We start from the raw sequence: 23,553 nt of genomic DNA on the forward strand, positions 1-23,553 counted from the left end.
TGACTGATAGCGGAGTCAGCCTCGCGATGAATGACCGGCGAACAATTCCACGGCGTGCTGCGCGCGACTCGATCGCATAGCACGGCGCGGATCGCCGCGTGCGAAAGCTGAATGGGGACCGCCGAACACCGTCTGACGCCTCCCGGCGCCTCGCCGGCGGCCGTGTTGTGCACCGTGACGTCTAACTCGAGGGGAACCGATGCCAACGAACGAGGTCGGCCTGCTGCGCCGACTGACACCTGTCGTATTCGTGATCGCGCTGGCGGTGACGCTGTTCGCGGTGGCTCAGCTGCCCGAGGCGTCCGCGGCGGACAAGGCCGCGATGGCCTCCCGCTACCGCTTCACCGAGCTTCCCATCGCGCTGCCGCCGAACCTGCCGCAGCGTGACGTGCGCACGGTGAACCCGGAGTACGAGCACATCAAGTCCTGGATCTCGTCGGTCGGCGCGGCCATCGCCGTCAACGACCTGGACGGCGGCGGCAAGCCCGACGACCTGTGCCTGGTCGACACGCGCAGCGACAGCGCGATCGTCACCCCGGCGCCCGGCACCGGCGGCGCCTACCAGCCGTTCGTGCTGGACACCGCCCCGCTGCCGTACAACGACACCATGGCGCCCATGGGGTGTGTGCCGGGTGACTACAACCTCGACGGCTGGACCGACCTGCTGGTCTACTACTGGGGCCGCACGCCGGTGCTGTTCCTGCACAAGCCGGCCGCCTCGCTGCTGACGCGGGACACCTTCGTGGCCACCGAGCTCATCCAGGCCGGGGTGTACAACGACAAGGCGTACCACGGGCAGCTGTGGAACACCAACGCGGTGGCCATCGCGGACTTCGACGGTGACGGCAAGCCCGACATCGGGGTGTTCAACTACTTCCCCGACACCGGTGTGCTCGACCCGGTCGGCAACAAGAACGTGACGATGAACCACTCCATGTCCCGGGCCCAGAACGCCGGCGGCGCGCACGTGCTGCGGTGGAAGGCGAAGGCCGCGGGCAAGAACGGCGGACCGGCGACGGTCACGTTCGAGGAGCAGCGCGGCGCGATCGACCCGAAGTGTGCCACCGGCTGGACGCTGGGATCGGCCTCGGCCGACCTGGACGGCGACCTGCTGCCGGAGCTGTACCTGGCCAACGACTTCGGCAACGACCGCTTCTTCCACAACGTGTCGACCCCCGGGAACATCAAGTTCGCGCTGGCCGAGGGTGAGCACGGCCCGTTCACGCCCAAGTCGCTGGTGATGGGGCACGACTCGTTCAAGGGCATGGGCATCGAGTTCGGCGACCTGTACGGCACCGGCCGCTTCGACGCCTTCGTCAGCAACATCACGCACTCCTGGGGCATCGAGGAGAGCAACTTCGTCTGGCGCAACACCGCCGCGAGCCCGGACGAGGCGAAGGCGGAGCTGAGCAGGGGCGTGGCCCCGTTCGAGAACGAGGCGAGCGAGACCAACCTGGCCTGGGTCGGCTGGGGCTGGGACGCCAAGATGGCGGACTTCGACAACAGCGGCAACCAGGTCGTCGTGCAGACCGCCGGCTTCGTCAAGGGCACGATCAACCGCTGGAACTGGCTCCAGGAGCTGGCCATGAGCAACGACCTCATGCTGCAGGAGCCGGCGATGTGGCCCAAGGCGATGCCCGGTGACGATATCGCCGGCACCGACCACATGGCGTTCTGGGCGCCGGAGGGCAACGGCCGCTACACCGACCTCAGCCCGCAGCTGGGCATGGACGCGCAGATCCCGAGCCGGGGCGTGGCAGTGGCGGACACCAACGCCGACGGCAGCCAGGACTTCGCCGTGGCCCGCCAGTGGGGCCCGCCAGCGTACTACCGCAACGACCGCAAGGGCAATGGCGACTTCATCGGCCTGCGCCTGCACCGCCCGGTCGACGGCGCCAAGGGCGACGCGCTGCGCACTCCGGCGTACGGCGCGATGGTGAAGATCACCACCGCGGACGGCAGGTCGCAGCTGGCGCAGCTCGACGGCGGCGGCGGCCACTCCGGCAAGCGCAGCTTCGACATCTTCTTCGGCCTGGGCAACCAGGGTGCCAAGCCGGTCTCGGCCGAGATCTGCTGGCGCGACCTGTCCGGCGCCGTCCACATGCAGAAGGTCGACCTGACCGTCGGCTGGCACGACTTCATGCTCACGACTCAGGCTCAGGAGGTGGCGGCGAAATGACCCACGCAGAACGCGTCAGCACGACCGGCATCGGCATCAAACCCCCCGCGGCGGCGACCGTACGGGTGGAGCCGACCAGGGTGGCCGCGGCCGGCCGGATGGCCGCCCCGCCCCGGGTGGACAAGAAGGACCCGCGGTACATCGCGCTGCGCAACTTCGCCATCTCCATGAGCATCTTCAACATCCTCGGGTACTGGCTGTTCGGCTTCGAGCAGCCGTGGACCTGGCCGTTCATCGCGCTGGCGGTCGGCTACGCCACCGAGTTCACGGCCGAGACCATCGCCGCCTGGGCCTACAAGCGGCGCCCGGAGTACGCCGGCAACGGCATGTGGGGCGTGTACACGTTCCTGCTGCCCACCCACATCACGGCGCTGGCGGCGAACATGCTGCTCTACGCCAACGACCTCTTCTGGCCCATCGCGTTCGCGATCGTCATCGCGGTCGGGCAGAAGTACGTCCTGCGCGCCCCGATCAAGGGCCGCATGCGCCACTTCATGAACCCGTCCAACCTCGGCATCACCGCCGCGCTGCTGGCCTTCAGCTGGGTCAACATCGCACCGCCGTACCACTTCACCGAGCACGTGCCGGACGCCATCCGGATCGTGATCCCCTTCGTCATCCTCACCTCGGGCACGGTGCTCAACGCGCTGCTGACCAAGAAGGTGCCGCTGATCCTGGGCTGGGTGGGCGGCTTCGTGATCCAGGCCCTGATCCGGACGTGGATCTGGGATGTGGCGCTGTGGGCGGCGCTCATCCCGATGACGGGCGTGGCGTTCGTGCTGTTCACGAACTACATGATCACCGACCCGGGCACCACGCCGTCGAAGGGCTGGATGCAGTTCATGTTCGGCTCCAGCGTCGCCACGGTGTACGGCATCCTGATGGTGTTCAACGTGGTCTACACGCTCTTCTTCGCGGTGACCATCGTCTGCGCGGTCCGGGGCCTGTTCTGGTGGTACAAGCACCTGCGCGAACGCGGCCAGCAGCAGGCGCAGCCGCGTACGGTGCCCGTACCGGCGACAGTCTGACGACCTGCGGGCGGGACCGGTCGCGGCTGCGGCCGCTGCGGGTCCCGCCCGCAACTGCGCAACTGACAAGATGCCCGACTACATCGATAGATGGAAACCTCCGGCTACAGAACCGTTACAGCCAGGGGGGAACCAGCCATGGTCGCCGACGTCCGTACCGACAGCACGGCCCCACCGGTTCCGAAGCTGCGCGCCGCAGCGGGGTTCGTGTTCTTCTTCCTGTTCGGAACGCTGTTCGCGGCGCTGGGGGCGCTGCTGCCCGCGCTGCGGGGCGAGTTCGAGCTGAGCGCTTCCCGGGGTGGCGGCCTGGTCAGCGTCTTCCAGCTCGGCGCGCTGGCATCGATGGTCTACTGCGGGCTGTTCGCCCGTCGCGTCAACGGCAGGCGGACCATGTCGCTGCTGGTGCTGGTCGCCGCGGCCGCCGCGGCGGCGCTGGCGCTGGCGCCGTCCTGGCCGGCCGTGCTCGCCGCGGCCGGATTCGGCGGCCTCGGCTTCGGCGGCCTGATGCTCTACCTCAACACCGCCTTCTCCGCCGGCTTCGGCCGGCGCGGCGCGCTGATGCTGAACCTGTTCAACACCGTGTTCATGGCCGGCTCCATCGTCGGGCCGCTGGCCGTCGGGGCCACCGCCGGGTACGAGCGCCACGTGCTGCTCGGGGTCGCGGTGCTGGTGCTGCTGTGCTGGCCGGCCTGCGGGCTGGCGCCACCGGCGGCGGTGCCCTCCGCCGGTGGGCAGGGCCCGGTGCACGAGCCCTCGCGCAGTTCGCTGCCGGTGGTCGCGGTGTTCACGGTGGCCGGCCTGCTCTATGGCGCGGTCGAGACCGCGGTGGGCACCTGGGAGACCTCCCACCTGGTCGCGATCGGGTTCTCCGCGCCGGTCGCCGCGTCCCTGACCGCGCTGTTCTGGGCCGGTCACGCCGTGGGCCGGCTCACCGTCTCGTTCCTGCGGCCCCGGCGGTCCCCGGCGAAGCTCGTCATGGGCTGCACCCTGCTGGCCGCGGGCGCGCTGGCGGGGGCGTCGTCGCCGCTCGCGGCACCGTACGCGTACGCCCTCGCGGGTGTGCTGCTCGGCCCGGTCTTCCCGACGCTGCTGGCCTGGCTGGCGACGGTCACCCCCGCGACCCAGTCGACCCGGGCGGTGCTGATGACCGGGCTCATGATCGGGGGCGCGGGGGCGCCCGCCCTGGTCGGTGCCAGCGTCGGCGGCTCGTCTGGTGCGACCGTTCCGCTGGTGCTGTGCCTGCTCGCGGTGGCGGCCGCCGTCGCCGCGATGGTGGCGGCGCGGGTCGCCGCGGTGCACGGCCGCCTGTCGGCGGCCCTGGCGGCCGAACTGCTGATGGTCCCGCGCACCACGGGCTGAGCCGTCGCGCGCCCGGCGTGGCGTCGCGGAGTCGTGGCCGCTCCAGCTGCCACGACTCCGCCGCCGGACGCGGTCAGCGGCCGAAGATGGACTCGACGCCGGTGGCGAAGTCGACGCCGTGCCGGGCGAACCAGGTCGCCGGGTTCTGCGCCACGCCGTTCACGTGGATCTCCAGGTGCAGATGGGTGCCGAAGGACTGGCCGGTGTTGCCCAGCCGTCCGATGACGTCGCCCGCGTGGACCTGCTGGCCCTCGCGGACCAGGACCCGGCTGGAGTGGCCGTACAGCGTCTGCAGGCCGTCGCCGTGGTCGACGATGATCGAGTAGCCGTAGCCGCCGTTCCAGCCCGCCTGCACCACGGTCCCGTCGTGCACCGCCGCGTACGGCGTGCCCTCCGGCAGCCCGGCCAGGTCGAGGCCCTTGTGCCAGGCGCCCCAGCGCATGCCGAAGCCGGAGCTGAGCGTGTAGCCGTGCACCGGCAGCACCCAGGCGTCCGGGGCCTGCGAGATCGAGGTGCTGAGCGTGCGCTCCTCGCGGCTGGCCTGCCGGGCGGCCTCGCTGCGCGCCAGCGCGACGCGGCTGCTCACGCCGGCGTCGCCGGTGAGACCGCTGGGCTTGGCGTCGTCGATCGCGGCGCCCGCGGTGAGGGCGACCATGCCGGCACCGACGAACGCGGTGGTCACGGCGGCGGCGTAGCGCAGGCGCGGGGGAGCGGACGCCCTGCGGCGGCCGCGGTAACCATCGCCTGTCGCCGCGGCCAGGGGCCGTTGCAGCACACATCCTCCGTCTCGCCGCCGGCGAGGGGATGCCGGGCACTCGAAGACCCGCGATCGGCCCCGCCCGTAGGGCGCCGCGGGTCGGCCCGCGGTCCGCGGGCCGACAGCGACGCTAGACCGGCCGGTCGCGGCACCGTGGGAGGCACGCCGCAAATCACCCGAAAACCGCATCATCGGGTATCGCCGGAGCCTCGGCTCACGGGCAGGCGGCACCCGCGCAGGTTCGCGCTGGAGCCGAAGCGCAGGCGGGTCGCCCGCGGGCGCCGACCGTGGCATGGTTACGGTGCCACCCCGCAGTCGCCCCTTACCGTGCCTGGACCCGTGATGACCGCACCCCCGCAGTACCGCGCGCCCCGCGCCGCCGTCGACCCCGATCCGAACAAGTCCTGGCTGCGGCGCGCCCTACCCGTGGTGCTGGCCCACCGCCGGCTGCTGCTCACCTCGCTCGGCCTGTCCCTGGTCGGCCTGATCGTGCAGGTGCAGATCCCGAACGTGGTGCGCCTGGGCATCGACCGCGCCCTGGTCGCCCGCGCCGTGAGCCTCGACACCTACGTCTGGTGGCTGATCGGCCTGGCCCTGGCCGCCGGACTGGTGAACTACCTGGCCCGCCGCTACCTGCTGCGCACCGCGTACGAGATCGAGTACGACCTGCGCAACATCATCTACGCGCACCTGATCCGGATGCCGTTCGGCTTCTACGACCGGGTGCAGACCGGCGAGCTGATGTCGCGGTCCAGTTCGGACATCCGCGCGGTGCAGATGTACCTCGCGTTCGGCCCGTCGATCCTGGTGCAGTGCCTGATCGCGGTGTTCGCCTTCGCGCTGATGGTGTCGATCGACGCGCCGCTGGCGGTGGTGGCCATGGCGACCATGCCGCTGATCGCGGTGCTGGGCGTGTGGATGCGCAAGGCGATCTTCCCGGTGTCGTGGCTGATCCAGGCGCGGCTGGCCCGGGTGGCGACGCTGGTCGACGAGAACGTCAGCGGGGTGCGCATCGTCAAGGCGTTCGCGGCCGAGCAGCGGCAGCTCACCACGCTGGCGGCCGCCGCCGACCGGGTGCGCTGGGCGTACCGGCGCGACGCCGAGATCCGCAGCCGCTGGGCGCCGACGCTGGAGAGCCTGCCCCGGCTGGGGCTGGCCCTGGTGCTGCTGTGCGGCGGCTGGATGGTCATCGAGGGCGACGCCTCGATCGGCACCATCGTGGCCTTCAACTCGTACGTGCTGATGCTGCAGCCGCCGTTCCGCATGCTCGGCATGATGATCATGCTGGGGCAGCGGGCGGCCGCCTCGGCGCAGCGCATCTACGAGGTGCTCGACACCCACTCGGAGATCACCGAGCGACCCGACCCGGTCCGCGCCCGGGTGCACGGCGACGTCGAGTTCGCGGGCGTCGAGTTCGCCTACCCCAACGGCACGGTCGCGCTGCGCGGGCTGGACCTGCGGGTCCCGGCCGGGGCCACGGTGGCGGTGGTCGGCCGTACCGGCTCGGGCAAGTCGACGCTGGGCCGGCTGCTGGCCCGCTTCTACGACGCCGACGCCGGAGCGGTCCGCGTCGACGGCCGCGACGTGCGCGACTACGCCCTGGACACGCTGCGCGAACAGGTCGGCATCGTGCCCGACGAGCCGTTCCTGTTCTCGGTGTCCATCCGCGACAACATCGCCTACGGCCGCCCCGACGCCGACCTGGCCGACATCGTGGCCGCCGCGACCGCGGCCGGGGCCGACGACTTCGTCCGCGCCCTGCCCGACGGGTACGACACCGTCGTCGGCGAGCGCGGCTACACCCTGTCCGGCGGGCAGCGCCAGCGGATCGCGATCGCCCGCGCGCTGCTGGTCAACCCGCCGGTGCTGGTGCTCGACGACGCCACCAGCGCCGTCGACGTCACCGTCGAGCAGCGTATCCACGCCGCGCTGCGGGACCTGCTGGCGGGCCGGACGACCATCATCGTGGCGCACCGCCTGTCCACCATCGCCCTGGCCGACACCGTCGTGCTGATCGAGGACGGCCGCGTGGCGGCCCAGGGCACCCACACCGAGCTCCTGGCCACCGAGCCCCGCTACGGCGAGGTGCTCGCCAGCCTGCGCTCCGACGACAGCGAGGTGGCAGCGTGACCATGTTCGGCGGCGGCTTCGGCGGACCCGGAGCGGGCGGCGGCGGGCCGATGGGCGGGCTCGGCGGGCTGGCCGGGGGCGGCAACAAGGGCGCGCAGGGCAGCGGGCTGCCGTTCGGCGGCATCCCGTCGGAGCTGCTCGCGGGCGTACGGCGGCTGGAAGCGGCCGAACCGGACCACCCGCGGCCGGCCGACCGGTTCGGCCACCGCGGCGGCGGCGCGCCCCTGACCATGCGGTCGCTGCTCACCCGGCGCCGGAGCCTGCTGGTGCTGGCCTGCCTGGCCGTGCTCGGCGAGACGCTGCTGCTGCAGGCCGGGCCGCTGCTGGTGCAGGTCGGCATCGACCACGGCATCAGCGCCCGGAACCTGCCGGTGCTGCTGTGGGCCTCGGCCGCGTTCGTCACGGCGGTGCTGGCCGGGTGGTGGGTGTCGGGCGCGCGCATGCGCCAGACCGGGCGGCTGGCCGCCGAGGCCACCCGCGAGCTGCGGGTACGGGTCTTCGCGCACCTGCAGCGGCTGTCGATGGACTACTACACCGAGGAGAAGGGCGGGGTCATCCTGACCCGGATGACCTCCGATGTGGAGTCGCTGCAGCAGCTGTTCCAGGAGGGCCTGGCCCAGTTCGCGGTGCAGGGGCTCACCATGCTCGTGGTGACGGCGGTGCTGTTCGCGTACCACGCCGAGCTGGCCGCGATCACGCTGCTGCTGGTGGTGCCCGCGCTGATCGCGGCGTCGCTGTGGTTCCGGCGCGCCTCCGACACCGGCTATGCCCGCCAGCGCGACACCATCGCCGCCATGTTCACCGACCTGGCCGAGAACCTGCACGGGGTACGGGTGGTGACCGCGCACAACCGGCAGGAGCGCAACGTGCGCGCCCACCGCGTGGTGGTCGGCCGCTACCGCGACGCCAACGACTTCACCGGCCACATCAACGCGATCTACGGCCCCGGCACCTCGGTGATCGGCATGGTCGGCATGGCGCTGCTGCTGCTCATCGGCGGCCGGATGGTGCTGCGCGGCGAGCTGAGCATCGGCGAGCTGACCGCGTTCGTGCTCTACCTCAACGCCTTCTTCGCCCCGGTGCAGCAGCTGGTTCAGCTGTACACCAACTACCAGCAGGGCCGGGCGGCGGTGCTGAAGCTGCGCGCGCTGCTGGCGCAGGAGCCGTCGGTGCTGGAGCACCCGCGCCCGCGTACGCTGCCGCCCGCCTCCGGCGGCATCGTCTTCGACCGGGTCACCTTCGGCTACGACCCGGCCCGGCCGGTGCTGCGCGAGGTGGACCTCACCATCGCGCCCGGGGAGACCATCGCCTGCGTCGGACCCACCGGCGCCGGCAAGTCGACCCTGGCCAAGCTGGTGACCCGGCTGCACGACCCGGATACCGGCCGGGTGCTCATCGACGGCCACGACCTGCGCGAGGTCAGCCTGGGCTCGCTGCGCCGCCAGATCGGGGTGGTGCCGCAGGAGCCGTTCATGTTCGCTGGCTCGATCCGCGACAACGTGGCGTTCGCCCGGCCGGACGCGACCGACGCCGAGGTCTGGGCCGCCGTCGACGCGGTCGGCCTGCGCGAGCTGGTCGAGCGGACCGAGGCGGGCCTGGACGCGCCGCTGCACGAGCGGGGCCAGTCGGTGTCGTCCGGGCAGCGGCAGCTGCTCGCGCTGGCCCGCGCGTTCCTGGCCCAGCCCCGGGTGGTGGTGCTGGACGAGGCGACGTCCAACCTGGACCTGCAGTCGGAGCTGCGCGTCGAGCAGGCGCTGGACCGGCTGCTGGAGGGGCGAACCGCGCTGCTGATCGCACACCGGCTGTCCACCGCGATGCGCGCCGACCGGATCGTGGTGCTCGACAGCAGCGGCATCGTCGAGGTCGGTTCGCACAGCGAGCTGCTGGCCGCGCGAGGCCGCTACGCCGACATGTTCGCGACCTGGTCGCGCCACCAGTGAACGGGAGGGTGCGATGACCGCCGAGCAGCCGTACGTCGAGATCGACGGGGACCCGGCCGCCGCGGGGAAGCTGCTGTTCCCGGCGCTGGTCAACTACGGCCACTACACCTCGATGCAGGTCCGCGCGGGTGCCGTCCGCGGCCTGGGCCTGCACCTGGACCGCCTCGACTCGGCCACGCGGGAGCTGTTCGGCGCCGAACTGCCCGCCGACCTGGTCCGGGGGCGGATCCGGCACGCGCTGCGCGGCCGGGCCGACGCCTCGGTGCGCGTGGTCGTGTTCAGCCCGCAGCCCGCCGGGGCGGCCGGCCCGGTGTCGGTGCTGGTGTCGGTGACCGGACCGCAGGTGTTCGACCCGCGCCCGCGGCGCCTGCGCTCGGTGCCGTACCAGCGCCCCGCCGCGCACCTCAAGCACGTCGGCAGCTTCGGCCAGACCTACCACGGCATCCGGGTGCGCCGCGAGGGCTTCGACGACGCCCTGCTCACCACCGCGGCCGGGGTGATCAGCGAGACCGCGACCGCCAACATCGGCTTCCGGGACGGCGACGCGGTGCTGTGGCCCGACGCGCCCGCGCTGGCCGGCATCACCATGCGGCTGCTGGAGCAGGTCCTGGCCGACCGGGGCGTCGCGGTGCGGCGCCGGGCGCTGTCGGTGTCCGAGGCGGTCACCCTGCCCGCCGCGTTCGTCACCAGTTCACTGGGGATCGCGCCGGTCGAGCGCGTCGACGACCGGCGTCTGCCCGTCGACGAGCCGCTGATGGCGACCCTCAACAGCCTGTACGACGCGGTGCCCGGCGATCCGGTCTGACCTACACGTGCGGTACGACGCGGTACCCGGCGATCCGGTCCGACCTACACGTGCTCGGGCGCGGCCGCCGACACGTCGGCCGAGCCGACGGCCCGGCCCGCCTGCCGGGCCGTGACCAGCCCTCGCCGGTGCAGCCAGCGCACGGTGTCGGCCAGCGTCTGGGTGAACGGGCGCGGGGCGATGCCCAGCGGCGGCTGCTCGTCGTCGGGGCGGGCGTCGCAGGCGCAGACGTAGCAGGCGCCGTACTCGGCGGGGATGTGCCAGGGCCAGATCCGCTGCGCCAGCCCGGCCAGGTAGGCCATCGGCATCATGGCGCGGGCGGGCAGGAACACCGCCGGCAGGCTGCGGCCGGTCACCAGGCGGGCCGACCGCACGAACTCGCGGGTGCTCGCGTAGCGGCCCGGTCCGAAGTGGCGGTCCGGGCCGTCGGCCGGAGCGGTCAGCAGGGCGGTGTGCAGCGCGGCGGTGTCGCGTACGTCGCCGACGGGGAAGCCGCCCGAGGGCCACATGGGCATCAGCCCGCGCAGCATGTTGCGCAGCCGCGCGTTCTGGTCCCCGAGCTTCGGGTCGTCCGGCCCGAGCAGCGCGGGCGGGTAGGTGATCACGACGGGGGCGCCCTGGGCCTGGTGCTCGCGGGCGACCGTCTCGGCCGCCGCCTTGCTGGCCAGGTACGGCTCGCGCGCCGCGCCGGGCGCGGTCCGGGTGCCGATCACCCCGCCGGAGGCGGGCAGCATGGCGCCGAAGGTCGAGACGTACACGGTGCGGCCGACGTCGAACTGGCGGGCCGCCGACAGCACCAGCTCGGTTCCGGCGACGTTGGTGCGGCGCATGGCCGCGTTCTGCCGGGTGTCGAACGAGAACACCGCGGCGGCGTGGACGACCGCGTCGACTCCGCGCACGGCCCGGTTGACCGCGGCGCGGTCGGTCACGTCGCCCAGCGACACCTCGACCGCGCGAGCGGACACCCCCAGGGGGCCGAGTGCCCGCTCGACCCCGGCATGCGCCCGGGCGAGCAGCCGCACCTGGTGACCCTCGCGAACCAGCGCGGCGACGGTGTGCGCGCCGAGGAAACCCGTACCACCTGTCACCAGCACCAGCATCGTGCGGTCCTTTCCATTCGTTGATGTGCGTCGATATTGTCGCCTATCCGACCGTGGTTCCGCGCCTCCCAGCGTGCTCAGGTCGCCGGAGGACCGCGCGGATCCGGGCTCCCCGGTAGATTGACCGGCGTTGACGGTCGGGGGGACGAATGGTGCGGCTGACTCGGCGGCGGGTGGCCGCCGGCCTGCTCGCGGCGGCGCTGCTGGTCGGCGGCGCGGCGATCGCGGTGCGCCAGACGATGTGGAGCGACCCGGCGGCCACCGCCGCGCGGCTGGACGCGCTGACGGTCGGCATCCTCGGCTCGGCCGACGAGCTGAGGGCCGCCGAGCTGGTCAGCTACCACCGGATCGAGGGCGGCGTCGCGGCCTGCATGCGCGAGCGGGGCACGCCGTACGAGCCCGCCCCGTTCTTCACCCGCTACGACGGCTTCACCGACGCCGACCTCGGCTACGGCACCGGCCGCGCCGGGGTGCTGGACTCGGTGACCGAGCACGGTCGCCGGTTCATCACCAACGTGCTGGGGCAGGCGCGGATGCCCGCCGGGTACCACGAGCGCGGCGCCCCGGCCGGGGTCGACCCCGACACATGGGCCGCCGCCGTCAACGCCTGCCGCGCCCCGTACGAGTACCGCGACTACCACGACTTCACGCCGCCGACCGGGGCGTACGAGCTGTCCGACCTGCCCGGCCTGAGCTCGGACATCTACGCGAACCCGCTGGTCCGGCTGGGGATGCTGCGGTATTCGCCGTGCATGGCCGACCTCGGCTACCGGGTCGAGTGGCACGGCCGGGACGACTTCCTGTTCCGGGACTGGGGGCTGCGGCTGGAGGACGCGCCGGTCGACGGGCGGGCGGCGGCGCCCGCGTGGAACGACGCGGTGGCGGCGCTGACGAGCACCTTCGCCGCCGACGCGAAGTGCCGCGACGCCTCGTACCGTCCGGCCATGCGGCTGCTCGCCTCGCGCCTGGACCAGTGGGAGGCCGCGCACCGCGACCAGCTCGCCGCGATCCGGGCCGAGTGGCGCAGCCGGGTCGCCGCCGCGGCCGGGCTGCCGACCACGCTGGCCTGAGCGTCCGCGTCGGCACTCCGACACCGGGACCGGCCGGCCGTGTCACCACGCGGACAGTGATCGAAGATTCTACATCTTACGATCGACGGATCAAGCGGCTCCGAGCAGGAGGGTGATCCATGGGGGCATTGCGGAGGATAGCGGCGGGCCTGTGCCTGACCGCGGCCGTGGTTCTGGCGCCGGCCGCACCGGCACAGGCGGTCAGCCCGGGGGTGCCGGGCAGAGTGGCGTTCATCCGGGGCGGCAACCTGTTCGTCGCCGAGACGTCCGGCGCGGTCTGGCAGGCCACCACCGGCGGCGGCTACGAGCGGCCGCGCTGGCAGCCCGGCGGTGGTGACGGCCTGGCCGTGCTCAGGAACGGCGACCTCTTCTACGGCCACGTCGACCCGGCCGCGCACTCGTTCACGGTCGACAGCCAGCTCACCACCGGCGGATTCGTCGGCGCCGGGGCCTGGTCGCCGGACGGCGCCAAGCTGGCGTACGCCTACAGCACCTGGGAGAACTACGCGCCGACGATCTACATCGTGGACATCGGCGGCTCGGCGGCGGCCCGGTCCGGTCCGGCGTCGGCGCGCCGGTTGGCGACACACCTGAGCGCGGCCGCGCAGCAGGCGTTCGACCGCGCGCCGAAGAAGTCCGCCGCGGCGGCGGGCACCCCGGTGAACACCTGGAACCCGCTGCGCCACTCCCGCACGATCGCCTGGTCGCCCAACGGCCGGTGGATCGCCTTCCCCAACGGCGAGTGCTTCGCCATCTTCGACGACTGCCTGTCGGTGGTGGACGTGGCGACCGCGGAGGAGTGGTGGGTCACCGCGTTCGGCGGCGGCGGAGCCGACCTCAACGGCTTCGCCACCGAACCGGCCTTCACCGCCGACTCGTCCCGGCTGCTGTGGACCCAGCAGACCGCACCGCGGTACGAGCCGAATCCGTTGCCCGGCCCGCTGCGGACGATCTCCTCCCCGCCCACGGCGTTCACCCCGCAGACGCAGGTCGGCGCCGACTGGGAGTACGCGGCGATCCCGTCACCGGCCGCGGACGGCAGCGTGCTGGTGACCGCGGGCCGCAGCGGCGTCGCCTGGGTGACGCTGCGCGACGGCGCCACCCGACGCTACCTCTACCAGGGATACCAGCACGACTGGCAGGCCCGCTGACGGGGGCCCGGCCGCACGGGCTCGCGTCCGTGCGGCCGGGGCACGCGTGTCCGCCCGTCCACCCGGGTGCGGGTCGGCCGCCGTGGCGGCGCGCCCGGCCCGGATAAGCCGCCGCCGCCGGATCCGCTGACACCGCCCGCTCAGCACAGCGGCACCCGCCACCTGCCCTCGGCGGCCGGGGTGGCGGTGCCGCCGAGCTCGGCGCAGGCCGCCGCGAATCGGCGGCCGATCCAGTCGACCTCCCGGCCCCGAGCCAGCCGGGTACGGCAGTAGTCCAGCGCCAGCGGCACGGCCTCGGCGTGCACCGGTCCCCGCTCGTCCACCGTCACCTCGAACAGCAGGCCGAGGTCGTTGCGCAGGTGCGGGTCGACGGCGTAGTCGTCGATGAAGTCGCCCAGGTCGTACAGGACCGGCCCCCGCACGCCGTGGAACACGTGCGCCGAGTGCCCGGCGACCAGCGCCGCGCCCGCCGCCAGCAGGCGCGGCGCCACGGCCCGCACATGCGGCACGGGGCGGGTGGTCATGTTCGGACCCCAGTGCGGCATGACCAGGGCCAGGTCGGTGTCGGCGGCCATCGCGCCGATCTGCCCGAGCAGCCACTCCGGCACCTGCCGGTGCAGGTCCGCGTAGGCGACGCCCGGTGCCGTGGCCGTGGCGGCGAAGTCGGCCGGGTGGTCGGTGACGCCCAGCACGCCCAGCCGCAGGCCCGCGGCGTCGAGCACCCGCCAGGCGCGGGCGGTGCCCTCGTCCGGCCCGGCCCCGGCCACCGCGATCCCGGCCGCGTCCAGCAGGCCCAGCGTGTCCAGCAGTGCCACCGAGCCGTAGTCCAGGGCGTGGTTGTTGGCCAGCGTCACGCACCCGACGCCGAGCCAGGACAGCAGTGCGGCCGCGCGCGGCGGGGCCCGGAAGAAGAACGGCTTGCCCGGGGCGGCCCAGCGCTCGCCCCGATCGCTGACGCAGCACTCCAGGTTGACCACGCAGGCGTCGGCACCGGCGCAGATCCGGCGTACGGCGGGGGAGAACAGCTCGTCGAACGGCACCCCGGCGGCCAGGCTGTCACCGACGCCGCGCCCGAGCATGGTGTCCCCCGCGAGCACCACTCGCACCACCACCCCATTCCACCGCGCCCCGCCCCGCCCCACAACCCACCCCCGCCCCGCCCGCGCCGCCCCGCCCGCGCCGCGTCCGCGCGGGGCGGGCAGTTTCGGGGAAAGTGCAGGTATCCGGGCCCCGATTGCCGCAGTTTCCCCGAAATTGCAGCCTGCGGTTGGCGCCCAAAGTGGGGCGCGGGGGCGGCGGGTGCGGTGTTAACGTGCTGCGCCGGTGCGGGTCGGGCGAGGAGGAGCAGCGTGGTGGAGCGGTCGGTGGTGGCCTTCCGGATTGAGGCGGCCGGGTTGGTGAGCGGCTGGGCGACGACCGCGGCCGAGGTCGCGGCCTGGTGCTCGCGCGACCGGGCGCCCGTGCCGCCGGAGGTGGTCGCGTCCTGGTCGGGCGAGCCGGACGTGCGCGCATACCTGCTGCTCGAGGGCGACGAGCCGGTCGGGTACGGCGAGCTGTGGCTCGACGACGAGGAGGGTGAGGTCGAGCTGGCCCGGCTCCTGATCGCCCCCCGCCGTCGCGGCCACGGCCTGGGTCGAGAGCTGGTACGGGCGCTGACCGGGCTGGCCCGGCGGGCGCACCCGACGGTGTTCCTGCGGCTGGTGCCGGGCAACGACGCGGCGCTGGCCTGCTACCTCGGGGCGGGGTTCGTCCGGGTGGCGGCGGAGCAGGAGCGGGAGTGGAATGCGATCCAGCCGCGGCCGTACCTGTGGCTGACGTTCACGGCATGACCGGCTGCGGCTGCGGGGCGTGCACCTTGCCGAGGTACGCCCAGATCGCCAGGCCCACCGGGATGATCAGCCAGCACGAGAACAGGCGGTAGCCGAGCACCGCCGCGGCGGCGGGTGCCTGCCCGGCACCGGCCGAGGTGAGCGCGGTGAGCAGGCTGGCCTCGATGACGCCCATACCGCCGGGGGACACCGGGATCTGGCGGACCAGCTGCACGACGACGTACACGGTGCCGAGCTGGACGAAGGTCAGCGGCAGGTCAAAGGCGCGGGCGACGGCGGCCAGGCAGATCAGGTCGGCCAGCCAGTTGGCGGCGGCGAAGCCGAGGGCGGCGCGGCGGTGGCGGCGGGAGATGGTGGCGCTGACGGAGATCGTACGCCGCAGCAGGTCGAGCAGTGTGCGCAGGCGGCCGCCCAGCCAGCCGTCCTCGGCGACCGGGCCGGCGGTCCGGACGACGCGATCGGCGCAGTCCCGGCGGTGCCGCGACCGGCGCCAGATCCGCAGGCCGAGTCCGGCGGCGACGGCGCCCGCCGCGCTCAGCACCCCGGCGGGGTGGGACTCCCACATCTCCTGCGGCGCCCGGACGACCATGGTCAGGAAGCCGGTCAGGTAGAGCAGGGCCAGCGCGGCGAACGAGCACACCCCGGACAGGATCATGACCGCCGTGGCGGCCTCGCTGGAGGCGCCCCAGCGGCGGAACGACTGGTAGGCGAACGCGGCCGACACCGCCGACCCGGCGGGCATGCTGATCGCGATCGCCGACCGGCCGTAGGTGACCGCCAGCGCGCTGCGCATCGGCACGTCCACGTCCACGCCCTTGAGCAGCCAGACCTGCTGCCGGGCGAACATGGCCATGGAGACCCACTCGGCGACCAGGGCCACGAGCAGCCAACCGGGCTCGGCACCCGCGAGTACGGGCCAGATCTCGTCGAGGCCCGGCACCTTGTCGCGCACGGTGTACAGCGCTACGGCGATCGCCACCACAGGCAGCAGCCTGCGGAGCCATCGTCTGATCGCGGGGTGCCGCACGATCGCCGACGCTACTGCCTCGGCTGATGCTTTTGCACAACAAGTAATTTTGCCCACACGGCAAGCTGTGTGATCCGGCCGGTCTCCTCGGTGGGCGGCCAGCTTCCGAGCTGCTGCGGGGTTCCGACCGGGTCCGGTGATCGTCGGCGCGGCGCCCGGGCGGTTGATCGCCGTTGTCGGCCGGAAGGCGGGACCCGGCTCTAGCGCGCTGCGCGATGTTCTGTCCGAAGACAGCGATCTTCGCTTGCGCGAGGATTGGTGATCGGTGTCTGCGGACTCGTAGCGGGTTTCGGCCGGCGGGCCGAGCAGCGTTGTGACCGCTGGTGGCGATCTTCGGCGTCCGTCCTACTGCTTTGATCGCTGTTGGCGGCCACAACATGGGCCATTGGCCGAGGTTCTGACCACTGACGGCGATCAGGAACGCGGTCGGCAGAGGTAGTGACCGCTGGCAGCGATCATCGCGGCGCGCCCCTCACCTGCGGCGCGCCCCCTCACCTGCGGCGCGCTCCCCCTGCGGTGTGCTTCTCACTGGTGGTGCGCTTCTCGCTGGTGGTGCGCCCTGTCGCCTGCGGCGCGCGCCTCTCGCCGCTCGAGGCTCGCACCCTTACCTACCTGCCCGCCACGGCTGCCTCGCCTCGTTTCGGCGAGTGATCACGGTGCCAGGGTGGCGACACACCGTCGAACCCGACCTTAAGTTCATGATCAACCGGGTGGGCGGGGTGGGTGGGGTCAGGTGAAGGGGGAGGCGGCGTGGGAGAGGCCGGTCTGGATGGCTTCGGAGAGGGGGGAAGGGGTCTTCTGCTCGGTCCAGTGGGCGGTGACGGTGCGGATGGTGGCGAGGAAGACGGCGGCCATGACGCGGGCGCGCATCGGGTCGGGGTGGGGGTCGCGGGCGGCGATCTCATTGGCGAGCTCGTGCTCGAAGGCGGCCTGGATGGCGGCCTGCTGGGCGAGCAGCGACGGGTGCCGCCGCAGCAGGCGGAGCTGGCCAAGCCAGTTCGGGTCGGGTTCGCGCCGCTGGGCGAACTGGGCGGCGGCGCTGCGGGTCAGCGCCTGCCACGGGGGTTCGTCGGCGGGGCGGGCGCGCAGCCGTTCGAGCAGTCCGTCGATGCGGGCGCGGTCGCCGTACAGCAGGGCGTCTTCCTTGTTGAGGAAGTAGTTGGAGAAGGTGCGCCGGGAGACGTTGGCCTCGTCGGCGATCGCGTCGACGGTGACCGTGTCGAAGCCGCGTTCGAGGGCCAGGCGCAGGGTGGCCTCGTGCAGCGCCTGCCGGGTGGCTTCCTTCTTGCGCTCACGCAGCGTGATGGTGGTCTCCACAGATGCCCACTTTACCGCCCGTCGGGCAAACTTGCCTCATGGGCAACTTTGCGTACGCGGCAAGAAGTGCCGCCCCGCGCGGCGCGGGCCGCTGAGATGGACGCCTCGACCGGCGCGGCCGAGCACTACGGTCCGGCGGCACCGCGCCACGACTTCGAGTGCGGCACGGACGGCCCCCGCGTGATCATGGTGGGCGTGGACGGGAGCCCCACCTCTGAGCACGCCGCCGCGTACGCCGCCGGGCTGGCCCGCCGCCAGCGCTGCCGCCTGGTCGTCGTCTTCGTCGGCACCTCGCCCGGCCTGGTCGGCTCGATGTACGCCGACCTCGCCGTGGCCGCCGCCGACGCCAACGACGAGATCGCCGCGCAGCTGCGCCGGGACGTGCGCCGGGCCGCCGAGGAGATGGGCCTGCCGGTCACGTTCGTGGTCCGGGAGGGCGACCCGTTCGCGCGCCTGCGCGAGACCGCCGACCAGTTCAAGGCCGACATGCTGGTGGTCGGCGTCTCCGCGCAGGCCGGGCACCGCTTCCTCGGCTCGGTCGCGACCCGGCTGGTCCGGCTCGGCCGCTGGCCGGTCGTGGTGGTGCCCTAGCCCGCCCGCACGCTCAGGCCACCGGCCGGGCGGGCCGAGCACCGTGTCAGGCCCGCGCTCAGGCCGCGGTCGGGGAGTCGAGCACCGTGCCGAGGTGGCGCAGGATGCCGGGCCAGCCACGGGACATGCCCTCGAGCGCGCTGCGGCCCAGCGGCGAGTCCAGGTCGATGCCGGCCTGCTCCAGGAACAGCCGGGTGCCGGTGCCCTCGGGGACCAGCCGCCAGGTGATCGTGTTGTCCAGGGTGCCCTCGGCGAAGCTGTAGCGCAGCAGCCGCTCCGGCAGCACCTCCAGCACCTGGCACGGCTGCTGCCCCCACCTGCCCATGTCGAGGGTGAAGCGGTGCCCCACCTCGGGCCGGACGTCACCGGTGGCCCACCAGCGGGCGTGCAGCTCCGGGTCGGTCAGCGCCCGCCACACCGCGGCGGGCGGGTGGGCCAGGAACTGGTCGCAGCGGATCACGCCAGGCTGGTTCGGCTCGGGCTGCGTCATGGGGACTCCTCATCCAGTACGTCGCGCAGCGACCGCAGCCGCTCGCGCCAGTAGTGCTCGAAGGGGTGCAGCCACTGGCCCACCTCGGCCAGGGGCTGCGGTTGCAGGTGGTAGAAGCGCTGGCGGCCGCGCGGCTCCTCGCGCACCAGTCCGGCCTGCCGCAGCACCTGCAGGTGCTCCGACACCGCCGGGCGGCTCAGTGCGAAGCGCGCGACCAGGTCGTTGACCGCCAGCGGCCCGGTGCGCAGCGCGTAGAGCAGCTGCCTGCGCACCGGGTTGGCCAGCGCGCCGAACACGTCTGTCACGAGCGGAACAATACGTCGGAGATTTCCGACGCGTCAACACGGACAGGCACCGCCTACGGCGAGCGTGTTGGCGCCGACCCGCCGGCTGGTCCACAATCCAGCAGGTCGGGGGCGAGTGGGCGCCCTCGCCGAGCAGGGAGTGCCTCGTGTCCGACGTCGCCGTCGAGCCCGTATCCGTGACGCTCGGTGATGAGCCGACCGCCCCGGCGAGGCGGGACCGGCGGGTGGCGGTGCTGCTGCCGTACACCCTGCTGGGGCTGGTGCTCGCGGCGGTGACCTGGGTGAGCCTGGCCACGGCGCGCTACCACGGCCGCACCTACGACGAGTACATGCAGGACGACTACGGCGCCCGGGTGCTCGAGTTCTACCTGTCGCTCGGGCGGGACCGCTCGTTCCTGGAGATGCCCGACTACCTCTACATGCCCCAGCACGGCTCGGGCTTCGAGGTGGTCGTGGCCTTCTGCCAGCACCTGACCGGCGAGGTGTGGCAGACCCGGACCATGGTCAACGCGTGCTTCGGCCTGCTCGGCATCCTCATCGTCGCGCTCGCGGGCCGGGAGCTCGCCGGGCCGTGGGGTGCGCTCGCCGCCGCGACCGGGCTCGCGCTGTATCCGCGCTACTTCGGCCAGCTGCCCAACAACTCCAAGGACGTCCCCATGGCGGTGGCCATGGCGCTGGTGCTGTGGCTGGTGCTGCGCCTGATGCGCCGCTGGCCGCGGCGGCCGCGGCGGTTCGAGGTGCTGGAGCTGTCGGCGGTCGGCGCCGCGATCGGGTACGCCGCGTCGATCCGGGTCAACGCGCTGCTGTGGTTCGGGCTGCTGGCGCTGCTGGGGGCCGGGTACTGGCTGCGCCACGGGTACCGGCTGCGCGGCGCGGCGCTGCGCGACGAGCTGCTGCACCAGCTCAGCGCGGTGCTGGCCATCGGCTCGGCGGCCTACCTGGTGATGTCGCTGATGTGGCCGTACCTGCTGACCAACCCGGTGCACGGGCTGCTGGACTCGGTGCACTCGATGGCCAACTACGACTGGGACAACGAGATCCTGTTCGGCGGCGAGCTGGTCCGGGCGACCCGGCTGCCCTGGTACTACGCGCCGTGGTGGCTCGTCATCGGCTCACCGCTGCCGGTGGTGCTGCTGGCGGCGGCCGGCGCGGTGGCGGCGGTGGCCGCGCTGGTACGGCGGCAGCGGCTGGACGCCCGCCTGCTGCTGCTCGGGGCGTACATCGTGCTGCCGCTCGTCATGATCATCGTGGCGCACTCGACGCTGTACAACAGCCTGCGGCAGTTCCTGTTCGTGGTGCCCGGACTGGTGCTGCTGGCGGCGGTGCTGCTGGTGCGCTGGGTGCGCCACGCCCGGCGGCACGGCCGGGTCGCACTGGCCGTGGCGCTGACCGGGGCGGCCGTGCTGGGCCAGGCCGAGGCCGCCTACGCCTCGGCCCGGATCTTCCCGTACGAGTACGCGTACTTCAGTCCGCTCGTCGGCGGCTACACCGGTGCCCGCCACGACTACGAGAGCACCTACTACGGCTCGTGCACCCGCGCGGCGGCGGTCTGGCTCAACGACCACTTCACCGAGTACACCGCCGACCCCCGCCCGACGTTCCGCGACGAGCACCAGTGGAACTCCCTGGCCGAGGTCGACCTGGCCGACGGGTTCACCGGCGTCGGGGACGGGCAGCCCCTCTTCCGGATCACCACCGGCCTGCCCGGCCCCGGCTACCGGGAGATTCACACGGTGACGCTGGAGGGTGAATCACTCTGCCGCGTCTCGGTGCTGAACACCGGCGTGGCGGCGTGATCGCGCCCGCGCAGCAGCGCGGCGCGGAACGGCCGGAGCTCGCCCTTGGTCAGGCCCGAGGCGATGAACGGGTCCGCGTTCATGATCTGCGTGGCGGCGGCCTCGTCCTCGGCCTCGATCACGCAGACGCCGGTGTTGATCGTTCCGAGGGTCGGTCCGGCCAGGATCAGCTTGCCCTGGGCGAGCAGCTGCTGCAGGTACCCGAAGTGGGCGCCGAAGACCGCCTGCTCGTCGTCGTTCATGGTCGCGGCGAAGTCGTCTCGCGGCGAGTGTATGAAGTAGATCCATTCGTTCATGCCCGGCAGCGTACCGCTGTCCATCGATGGGTTGTCACGAGCGGGTCGGGGGTACGGAGATCACCGTGAATCAACCGTACGCGGTGACCGCCGAGTTCTACGATCTGCTGCAGGCTGACGGCCAGCTCGCGGTGGTCGACCGGCTGGCGGACAGGTGGTTCGGCCGGCCGCGGGTGGGAGTGCTGGACGTCGGTGCCGGCACCGGCCTGGCCGTGTTCCGGTTCGCGCAGCGGTGCGAGCTGCCGGTGCACGCCGTCGAACCCGCGGCGAGCATGCGCGCCGTGCTGCTGAGCCGGCTCGCCACCCGCCCCGACCTGCGTCCCCGAGTGCGGGTGCACGCCGCCGGGGTGCAGGAGCTGGGTCTGCGCGGGGTCGCCGACTTCGGCTGGTGCCTCAACACCATGGGCGGGCTCGGCGGCCCCGCCCGGCGGCGGGCGCTGGCCGCGCTGGCCGAGGCGCTGGTGCCCGGGGGCGTGGCGGTGGTGCAGCGCCCGCCCGCGACGGCCCGCGGCGATCGCCGGAGCCTGGCCCGGGTGGAGCTGGGCGGCGACGTCTACACCGGCGACGTGACCTCGATGCCGGTCGGGGCGGCGGGGGTCCGCTGGTGCTTCCGCTACCGGGTGGTCCGCGACGGGGAGCTGGTCCGGCAGGAGACCGAGACCTTCGACGGGCACCTGGTCAGCGCGGAGCTGTTCGACGCCGAGCTGCTGCGGGCGGGCCTGGCGCCGGTCGGCGCGGACAGCCCGGACGTGGTGGTGGTGCGCCGGTCGCCGGCCTCCGACACCCGCGAATAACGGCCACCCGGGCGGGTATCCGGGGCGCATGACCCTCAACGAGAACGCTGACATCGACACCAGTCAGGTGACCGACGCCCGTGGCTCCGGCGGTGGCGGCGGCTCGCTCGGCGGCCTGGGCGGCCTGCCCATCCCCATCGGCGGCGGCACGGTGGGCACGCTGATCGTGCTCGCGCTGATCGTGGCGGGCACCTTCCTCGGTCCGAAGCTGATGGGCGGTGGCGACGCGGGCGGCCCCGGCGTGGACCAGACCTGCTCGACGGCCAACCCCGACCGGCTGAACCAGAGCGAGTGCCGCAACGCGCTGTACATCAACTCGATCCAGGCGTACTGGCGCACCGCGCTGCCGACCACCTTCGGCGAGCAGTACCAGCAGGTCGACACGGTCTTCTTCGCCCAGCAGGTCAACACCGGCTGCGGTATGGCCGACAGCGGCGTGGGCCCGTTCTACTGCCCGCTGGACGACCAGGTCTACATCGATCTGTCCTTCTACGACGAGCTGGCCCAGCGCTTCGGGGCCAAGGGCCGCTTCGCCCAGCCGTACGTGCTGGCCCACGAGTACGGCCACCACGTGCAGGACATCCTGGGCACCTCCGACGACGTGCAGCGGCGCTCGCAGGCCGACCCGGGCAGCGCCAACGAGCTGTCGGTGCGGCTGGAGCTGCAGGCCGACTGCTTCGCGGGGGTATGGGCCAAGCACGCGCTGGAGACCAAGGACGCCAAGGGCGTGCCCATCTTCAGCTCGCTCACCCAGGCCGACATCGACCAGGCGCTGGAGGCGGCCGCCGCGATCGGCGACGACCGGATCCAGTCCCAGGCGGGCGGCCCGATCGACGAGTCGAAGTTCACCCACGGCACCTCGGAGCAGCGCAGCCGCTGGTTCAACACCGGCTACACCAGCGGTGACGGCAAGCAGTGCGACACCTTCAGCAGGGCCATCTGACCGACCTCGAACCTCAGCGTCCCGCTCACTCCCACGGCAGCCGGGCCAGCGCCAGATCGGCGGTGCGACGCAACCGCCGCCGGTCGGCGCCCCCGGCCGCCTCGACCGACAGCCCCGCGCTGAGCGCCAGCACGTAGCCCGCGATCGCGGCCGGATCGGCACCGGCGGGCAGCTCGCCGTCGGCGACGCCGCGCGCCAGCCGTTCGACCAGCAGCCGCTCACCCGCCAGGCGGCGGACCTGGAGCTGCTCCTGCACCGCCCGGGCGGTGTCGCCCACCGCGAGCGCGCCCTGCACGAGCAGGCAGCCGGGCGGGGTGTCGCGGCCGGTGGTGGCCTCGACCACCCCGGCCAGCCAGCGCTCCACCACCCCGCGCACGGTCGGGGCCCGCACGGCCTCGGCGGCGTAGCCGAACACGGTGTCGACGTAGCGGTCCAGCACCCGCTCGAACAGCCCGGCCTTGGACTCGAATGCGGAGTAGACGCTGCCCGGCTTGAGGCCGGTGGCGGCGGTCAGGTCGGCCATGCTGGTGCCCTCGTAGCCCTTGGCCCAGAACACCTTCATGGCGCGGTCGAGCACCTCGTCGGTGTCGTACTCGCGGGGGCGCCCGAGTGGCGGTGTCATCGCCGTACCCTCCGGAAAGTTTTT

General features: G+C 73.0%; 22 protein-coding genes. 13 read left to right on the top strand and 9 right to left on the bottom strand.

Annotated elements, in window-relative coordinates; translation table 11 throughout:
* Positions 1-199: 199 nt before the first annotated feature.
* From QEZ54_RS10925 to QEZ54_RS10935, 3 genes are all read left to right on the top strand, one after another.
* On the top strand, positions 200-2,179 hold the full coding sequence (locus tag QEZ54_RS10925; protein ID WP_348650532.1) for a CRTAC1 family protein: 1,980 nt from the start codon (positions 200-202) through the stop codon (positions 2,177-2,179).
* 98 nt (positions 2,180-2,277) lie between these two features.
* Entirely contained in the window at positions 2,278-3,207 is a 930-nt protein-coding gene (locus QEZ54_RS10930; protein WP_281304598.1) for an enediyne biosynthesis protein, read from the top strand.
* Positions 3,208-3,345: 138 nt separating this feature from the next.
* Positions 3,346-4,566 (top strand): MFS transporter, encoded by a 1,221-nt coding sequence (locus QEZ54_RS10935; RefSeq protein ID WP_281304420.1) that lies wholly within the window; start codon positions 3,346-3,348, stop codon positions 4,564-4,566.
* Between the two features lie 73 nt (positions 4,567-4,639).
* Here QEZ54_RS10935 and QEZ54_RS10940 read toward each other — a convergent pair whose 3' ends face one another.
* Positions 4,640-5,341 carry a M23 family metallopeptidase gene (locus QEZ54_RS10940; RefSeq protein ID WP_281304421.1) on the bottom strand — a complete coding sequence of 234 codons (702 nt, stop codon included), beginning with the start codon at positions 5,339-5,341 and terminating at the stop codon, positions 4,640-4,642.
* A 324-nt stretch (positions 5,342-5,665) separates the two neighbouring features.
* Between QEZ54_RS10940 and QEZ54_RS10945 the strand changes: the two genes are divergently transcribed.
* Genes QEZ54_RS10945 through QEZ54_RS10955 form a run of 3 tightly spaced genes read left to right on the top strand, consistent with a single transcriptional unit; the run spans position 5,666 to position 10,198 of the window.
* Positions 5,666-7,453: an ABC transporter ATP-binding protein gene (locus QEZ54_RS10945; RefSeq protein ID WP_281304422.1), complete on the top strand. Its 1,788-nt coding sequence runs from the start codon at positions 5,666-5,668 to the stop codon at positions 7,451-7,453.
* A gap of 2 nt (positions 7,454-7,455) precedes the next feature.
* Positions 7,456-9,393 carry an ABC transporter ATP-binding protein gene (locus QEZ54_RS10950; protein ID WP_281304599.1) on the top strand — a complete coding sequence of 646 codons (1,938 nt, stop codon included), beginning with the start codon at positions 7,456-7,458 and terminating at the stop codon, positions 9,391-9,393.
* Between the two features lie 13 nt (positions 9,394-9,406).
* Positions 9,407-10,198 (top strand): aminotransferase class IV, encoded by a 792-nt coding sequence (locus tag QEZ54_RS10955; RefSeq protein WP_281304423.1) that lies wholly within the window; start codon positions 9,407-9,409, stop codon positions 10,196-10,198.
* A gap of 44 nt (positions 10,199-10,242) precedes the next feature.
* On the opposite strand, the gene QEZ54_RS10960 is transcribed toward QEZ54_RS10955, so the two are convergent.
* Positions 10,243-11,298, bottom strand: coding sequence for an SDR family NAD(P)-dependent oxidoreductase (locus QEZ54_RS10960; RefSeq protein ID WP_281304424.1), 1,056 nt, complete (start codon positions 11,296-11,298; stop codon positions 10,243-10,245).
* Positions 11,299-11,447: 149 nt separating this feature from the next.
* Here QEZ54_RS10960 and QEZ54_RS10965 point away from each other — a divergent pair, with 149 nt between their 5' ends.
* Together QEZ54_RS10965 and QEZ54_RS10970 are read left to right on the top strand one after the other, a co-directional pair.
* Positions 11,448-12,368: a hypothetical protein gene (locus QEZ54_RS10965; RefSeq protein WP_281304425.1), complete on the top strand. Its 921-nt coding sequence runs from the start codon at positions 11,448-11,450 to the stop codon at positions 12,366-12,368.
* Between the two features lie 224 nt (positions 12,369-12,592).
* The gene (locus QEZ54_RS10970; protein ID WP_281304426.1) at positions 12,593-13,519 is read left to right on the top strand and encodes a hypothetical protein; all 927 of its coding nucleotides are present in this window, start codon (positions 12,593-12,595) and stop codon (positions 13,517-13,519) included.
* Positions 13,520-13,659: 140 nt separating this feature from the next.
* Here QEZ54_RS10970 and QEZ54_RS10975 read toward each other — a convergent pair whose 3' ends face one another.
* Positions 13,660-14,628: a CapA family protein gene (locus tag QEZ54_RS10975; protein ID WP_281304427.1), complete on the bottom strand. Its 969-nt coding sequence runs from the start codon at positions 14,626-14,628 to the stop codon at positions 13,660-13,662.
* Positions 14,629-14,868: 240 nt separating this feature from the next.
* On the opposite strand from QEZ54_RS10975, the gene QEZ54_RS10980 reads away from it, so the two are divergent.
* Positions 14,869-15,348, top strand: coding sequence for a GNAT family N-acetyltransferase (locus QEZ54_RS10980; RefSeq protein WP_281304428.1), 480 nt, complete (start codon positions 14,869-14,871; stop codon positions 15,346-15,348).
* Here QEZ54_RS10980 and QEZ54_RS10985 read toward each other — a convergent pair.
* Together QEZ54_RS10985 and QEZ54_RS10990 are read right to left on the bottom strand one after the other, a co-directional pair.
* Positions 15,338-16,327 carry a lysylphosphatidylglycerol synthase transmembrane domain-containing protein gene (locus QEZ54_RS10985; protein ID WP_281304429.1) on the bottom strand — a complete coding sequence of 330 codons (990 nt, stop codon included), beginning with the start codon at positions 16,325-16,327 and terminating at the stop codon, positions 15,338-15,340. The two genes, QEZ54_RS10980 and QEZ54_RS10985, sit on opposite strands and share 11 nt — an antisense overlap.
* 777 nt (positions 16,328-17,104) lie before the next feature.
* Positions 17,105-17,692 carry a TetR family transcriptional regulator gene (locus QEZ54_RS10990; RefSeq protein WP_281304430.1) on the bottom strand — a complete coding sequence of 196 codons (588 nt, stop codon included), beginning with the start codon at positions 17,690-17,692 and terminating at the stop codon, positions 17,105-17,107.
* Positions 17,693-17,788: 96 nt separating this feature from the next.
* Here QEZ54_RS10990 and QEZ54_RS10995 point away from each other — a divergent pair, with 96 nt between their 5' ends.
* Complete coding sequence (locus tag QEZ54_RS10995; protein ID WP_281304431.1) at positions 17,789-18,283, top strand: universal stress protein; 495 nt, start codon at positions 17,789-17,791, stop codon at positions 18,281-18,283.
* Positions 18,284-18,341: 58 nt separating this feature from the next.
* Here the strand turns inward: QEZ54_RS10995 and QEZ54_RS11000 are convergent, their stop codons facing one another.
* Together QEZ54_RS11000 and QEZ54_RS11005 are read right to left on the bottom strand one after the other, a co-directional pair.
* Positions 18,342-18,773: an SRPBCC domain-containing protein gene (locus tag QEZ54_RS11000; RefSeq protein WP_281304432.1), complete on the bottom strand. Its 432-nt coding sequence runs from the start codon at positions 18,771-18,773 to the stop codon at positions 18,342-18,344.
* Entirely contained in the window at positions 18,770-19,078 is a 309-nt protein-coding gene (locus tag QEZ54_RS11005; RefSeq protein WP_281304433.1) for a metalloregulator ArsR/SmtB family transcription factor, read from the bottom strand. The genes QEZ54_RS11000 and QEZ54_RS11005 overlap by 4 nt, the downstream gene beginning before the upstream one ends.
* 146 nt (positions 19,079-19,224) lie before the next feature.
* Between QEZ54_RS11005 and QEZ54_RS11010 the strand changes: the two genes are divergently transcribed.
* Positions 19,225-20,874 (top strand): hypothetical protein, encoded by a 1,650-nt coding sequence (locus QEZ54_RS11010; RefSeq protein WP_281304434.1) that lies wholly within the window; start codon positions 19,225-19,227, stop codon positions 20,872-20,874.
* Here QEZ54_RS11010 and QEZ54_RS11015 read toward each other — a convergent pair.
* Positions 20,805-21,170, bottom strand: coding sequence for a YciI family protein (locus tag QEZ54_RS11015; protein ID WP_281304435.1), 366 nt, complete (start codon positions 21,168-21,170; stop codon positions 20,805-20,807). The two genes, QEZ54_RS11010 and QEZ54_RS11015, sit on opposite strands and share 70 nt — an antisense overlap.
* A 65-nt stretch (positions 21,171-21,235) precedes the next feature.
* On the opposite strand from QEZ54_RS11015, the gene QEZ54_RS11020 reads away from it, so the two are divergent.
* Positions 21,236-21,964 (top strand): class I SAM-dependent methyltransferase, encoded by a 729-nt coding sequence (locus tag QEZ54_RS11020; protein WP_281304436.1) that lies wholly within the window; start codon positions 21,236-21,238, stop codon positions 21,962-21,964.
* Between the two features lie 28 nt (positions 21,965-21,992).
* Positions 21,993-22,907 carry a neutral zinc metallopeptidase gene (locus QEZ54_RS11025; RefSeq protein WP_281304437.1) on the top strand — a complete coding sequence of 305 codons (915 nt, stop codon included), beginning with the start codon at positions 21,993-21,995 and terminating at the stop codon, positions 22,905-22,907.
* Positions 22,908-22,932: 25 nt separating this feature from the next.
* Here QEZ54_RS11025 and QEZ54_RS11030 read toward each other — a convergent pair whose 3' ends face one another.
* A complete protein-coding gene (locus QEZ54_RS11030; protein ID WP_281304438.1) occupies positions 22,933-23,529 on the bottom strand; it encodes a TetR/AcrR family transcriptional regulator in 597 nt (198 codons plus the stop codon).
* Positions 23,530-23,553: the final 24 nt, after the last annotated feature.

This window comes from Catellatospora sp. KI3, from assembly GCF_029948125.1.
GTDB lineage: Bacteria > Actinomycetota > Actinomycetes > Mycobacteriales > Micromonosporaceae > Catellatospora.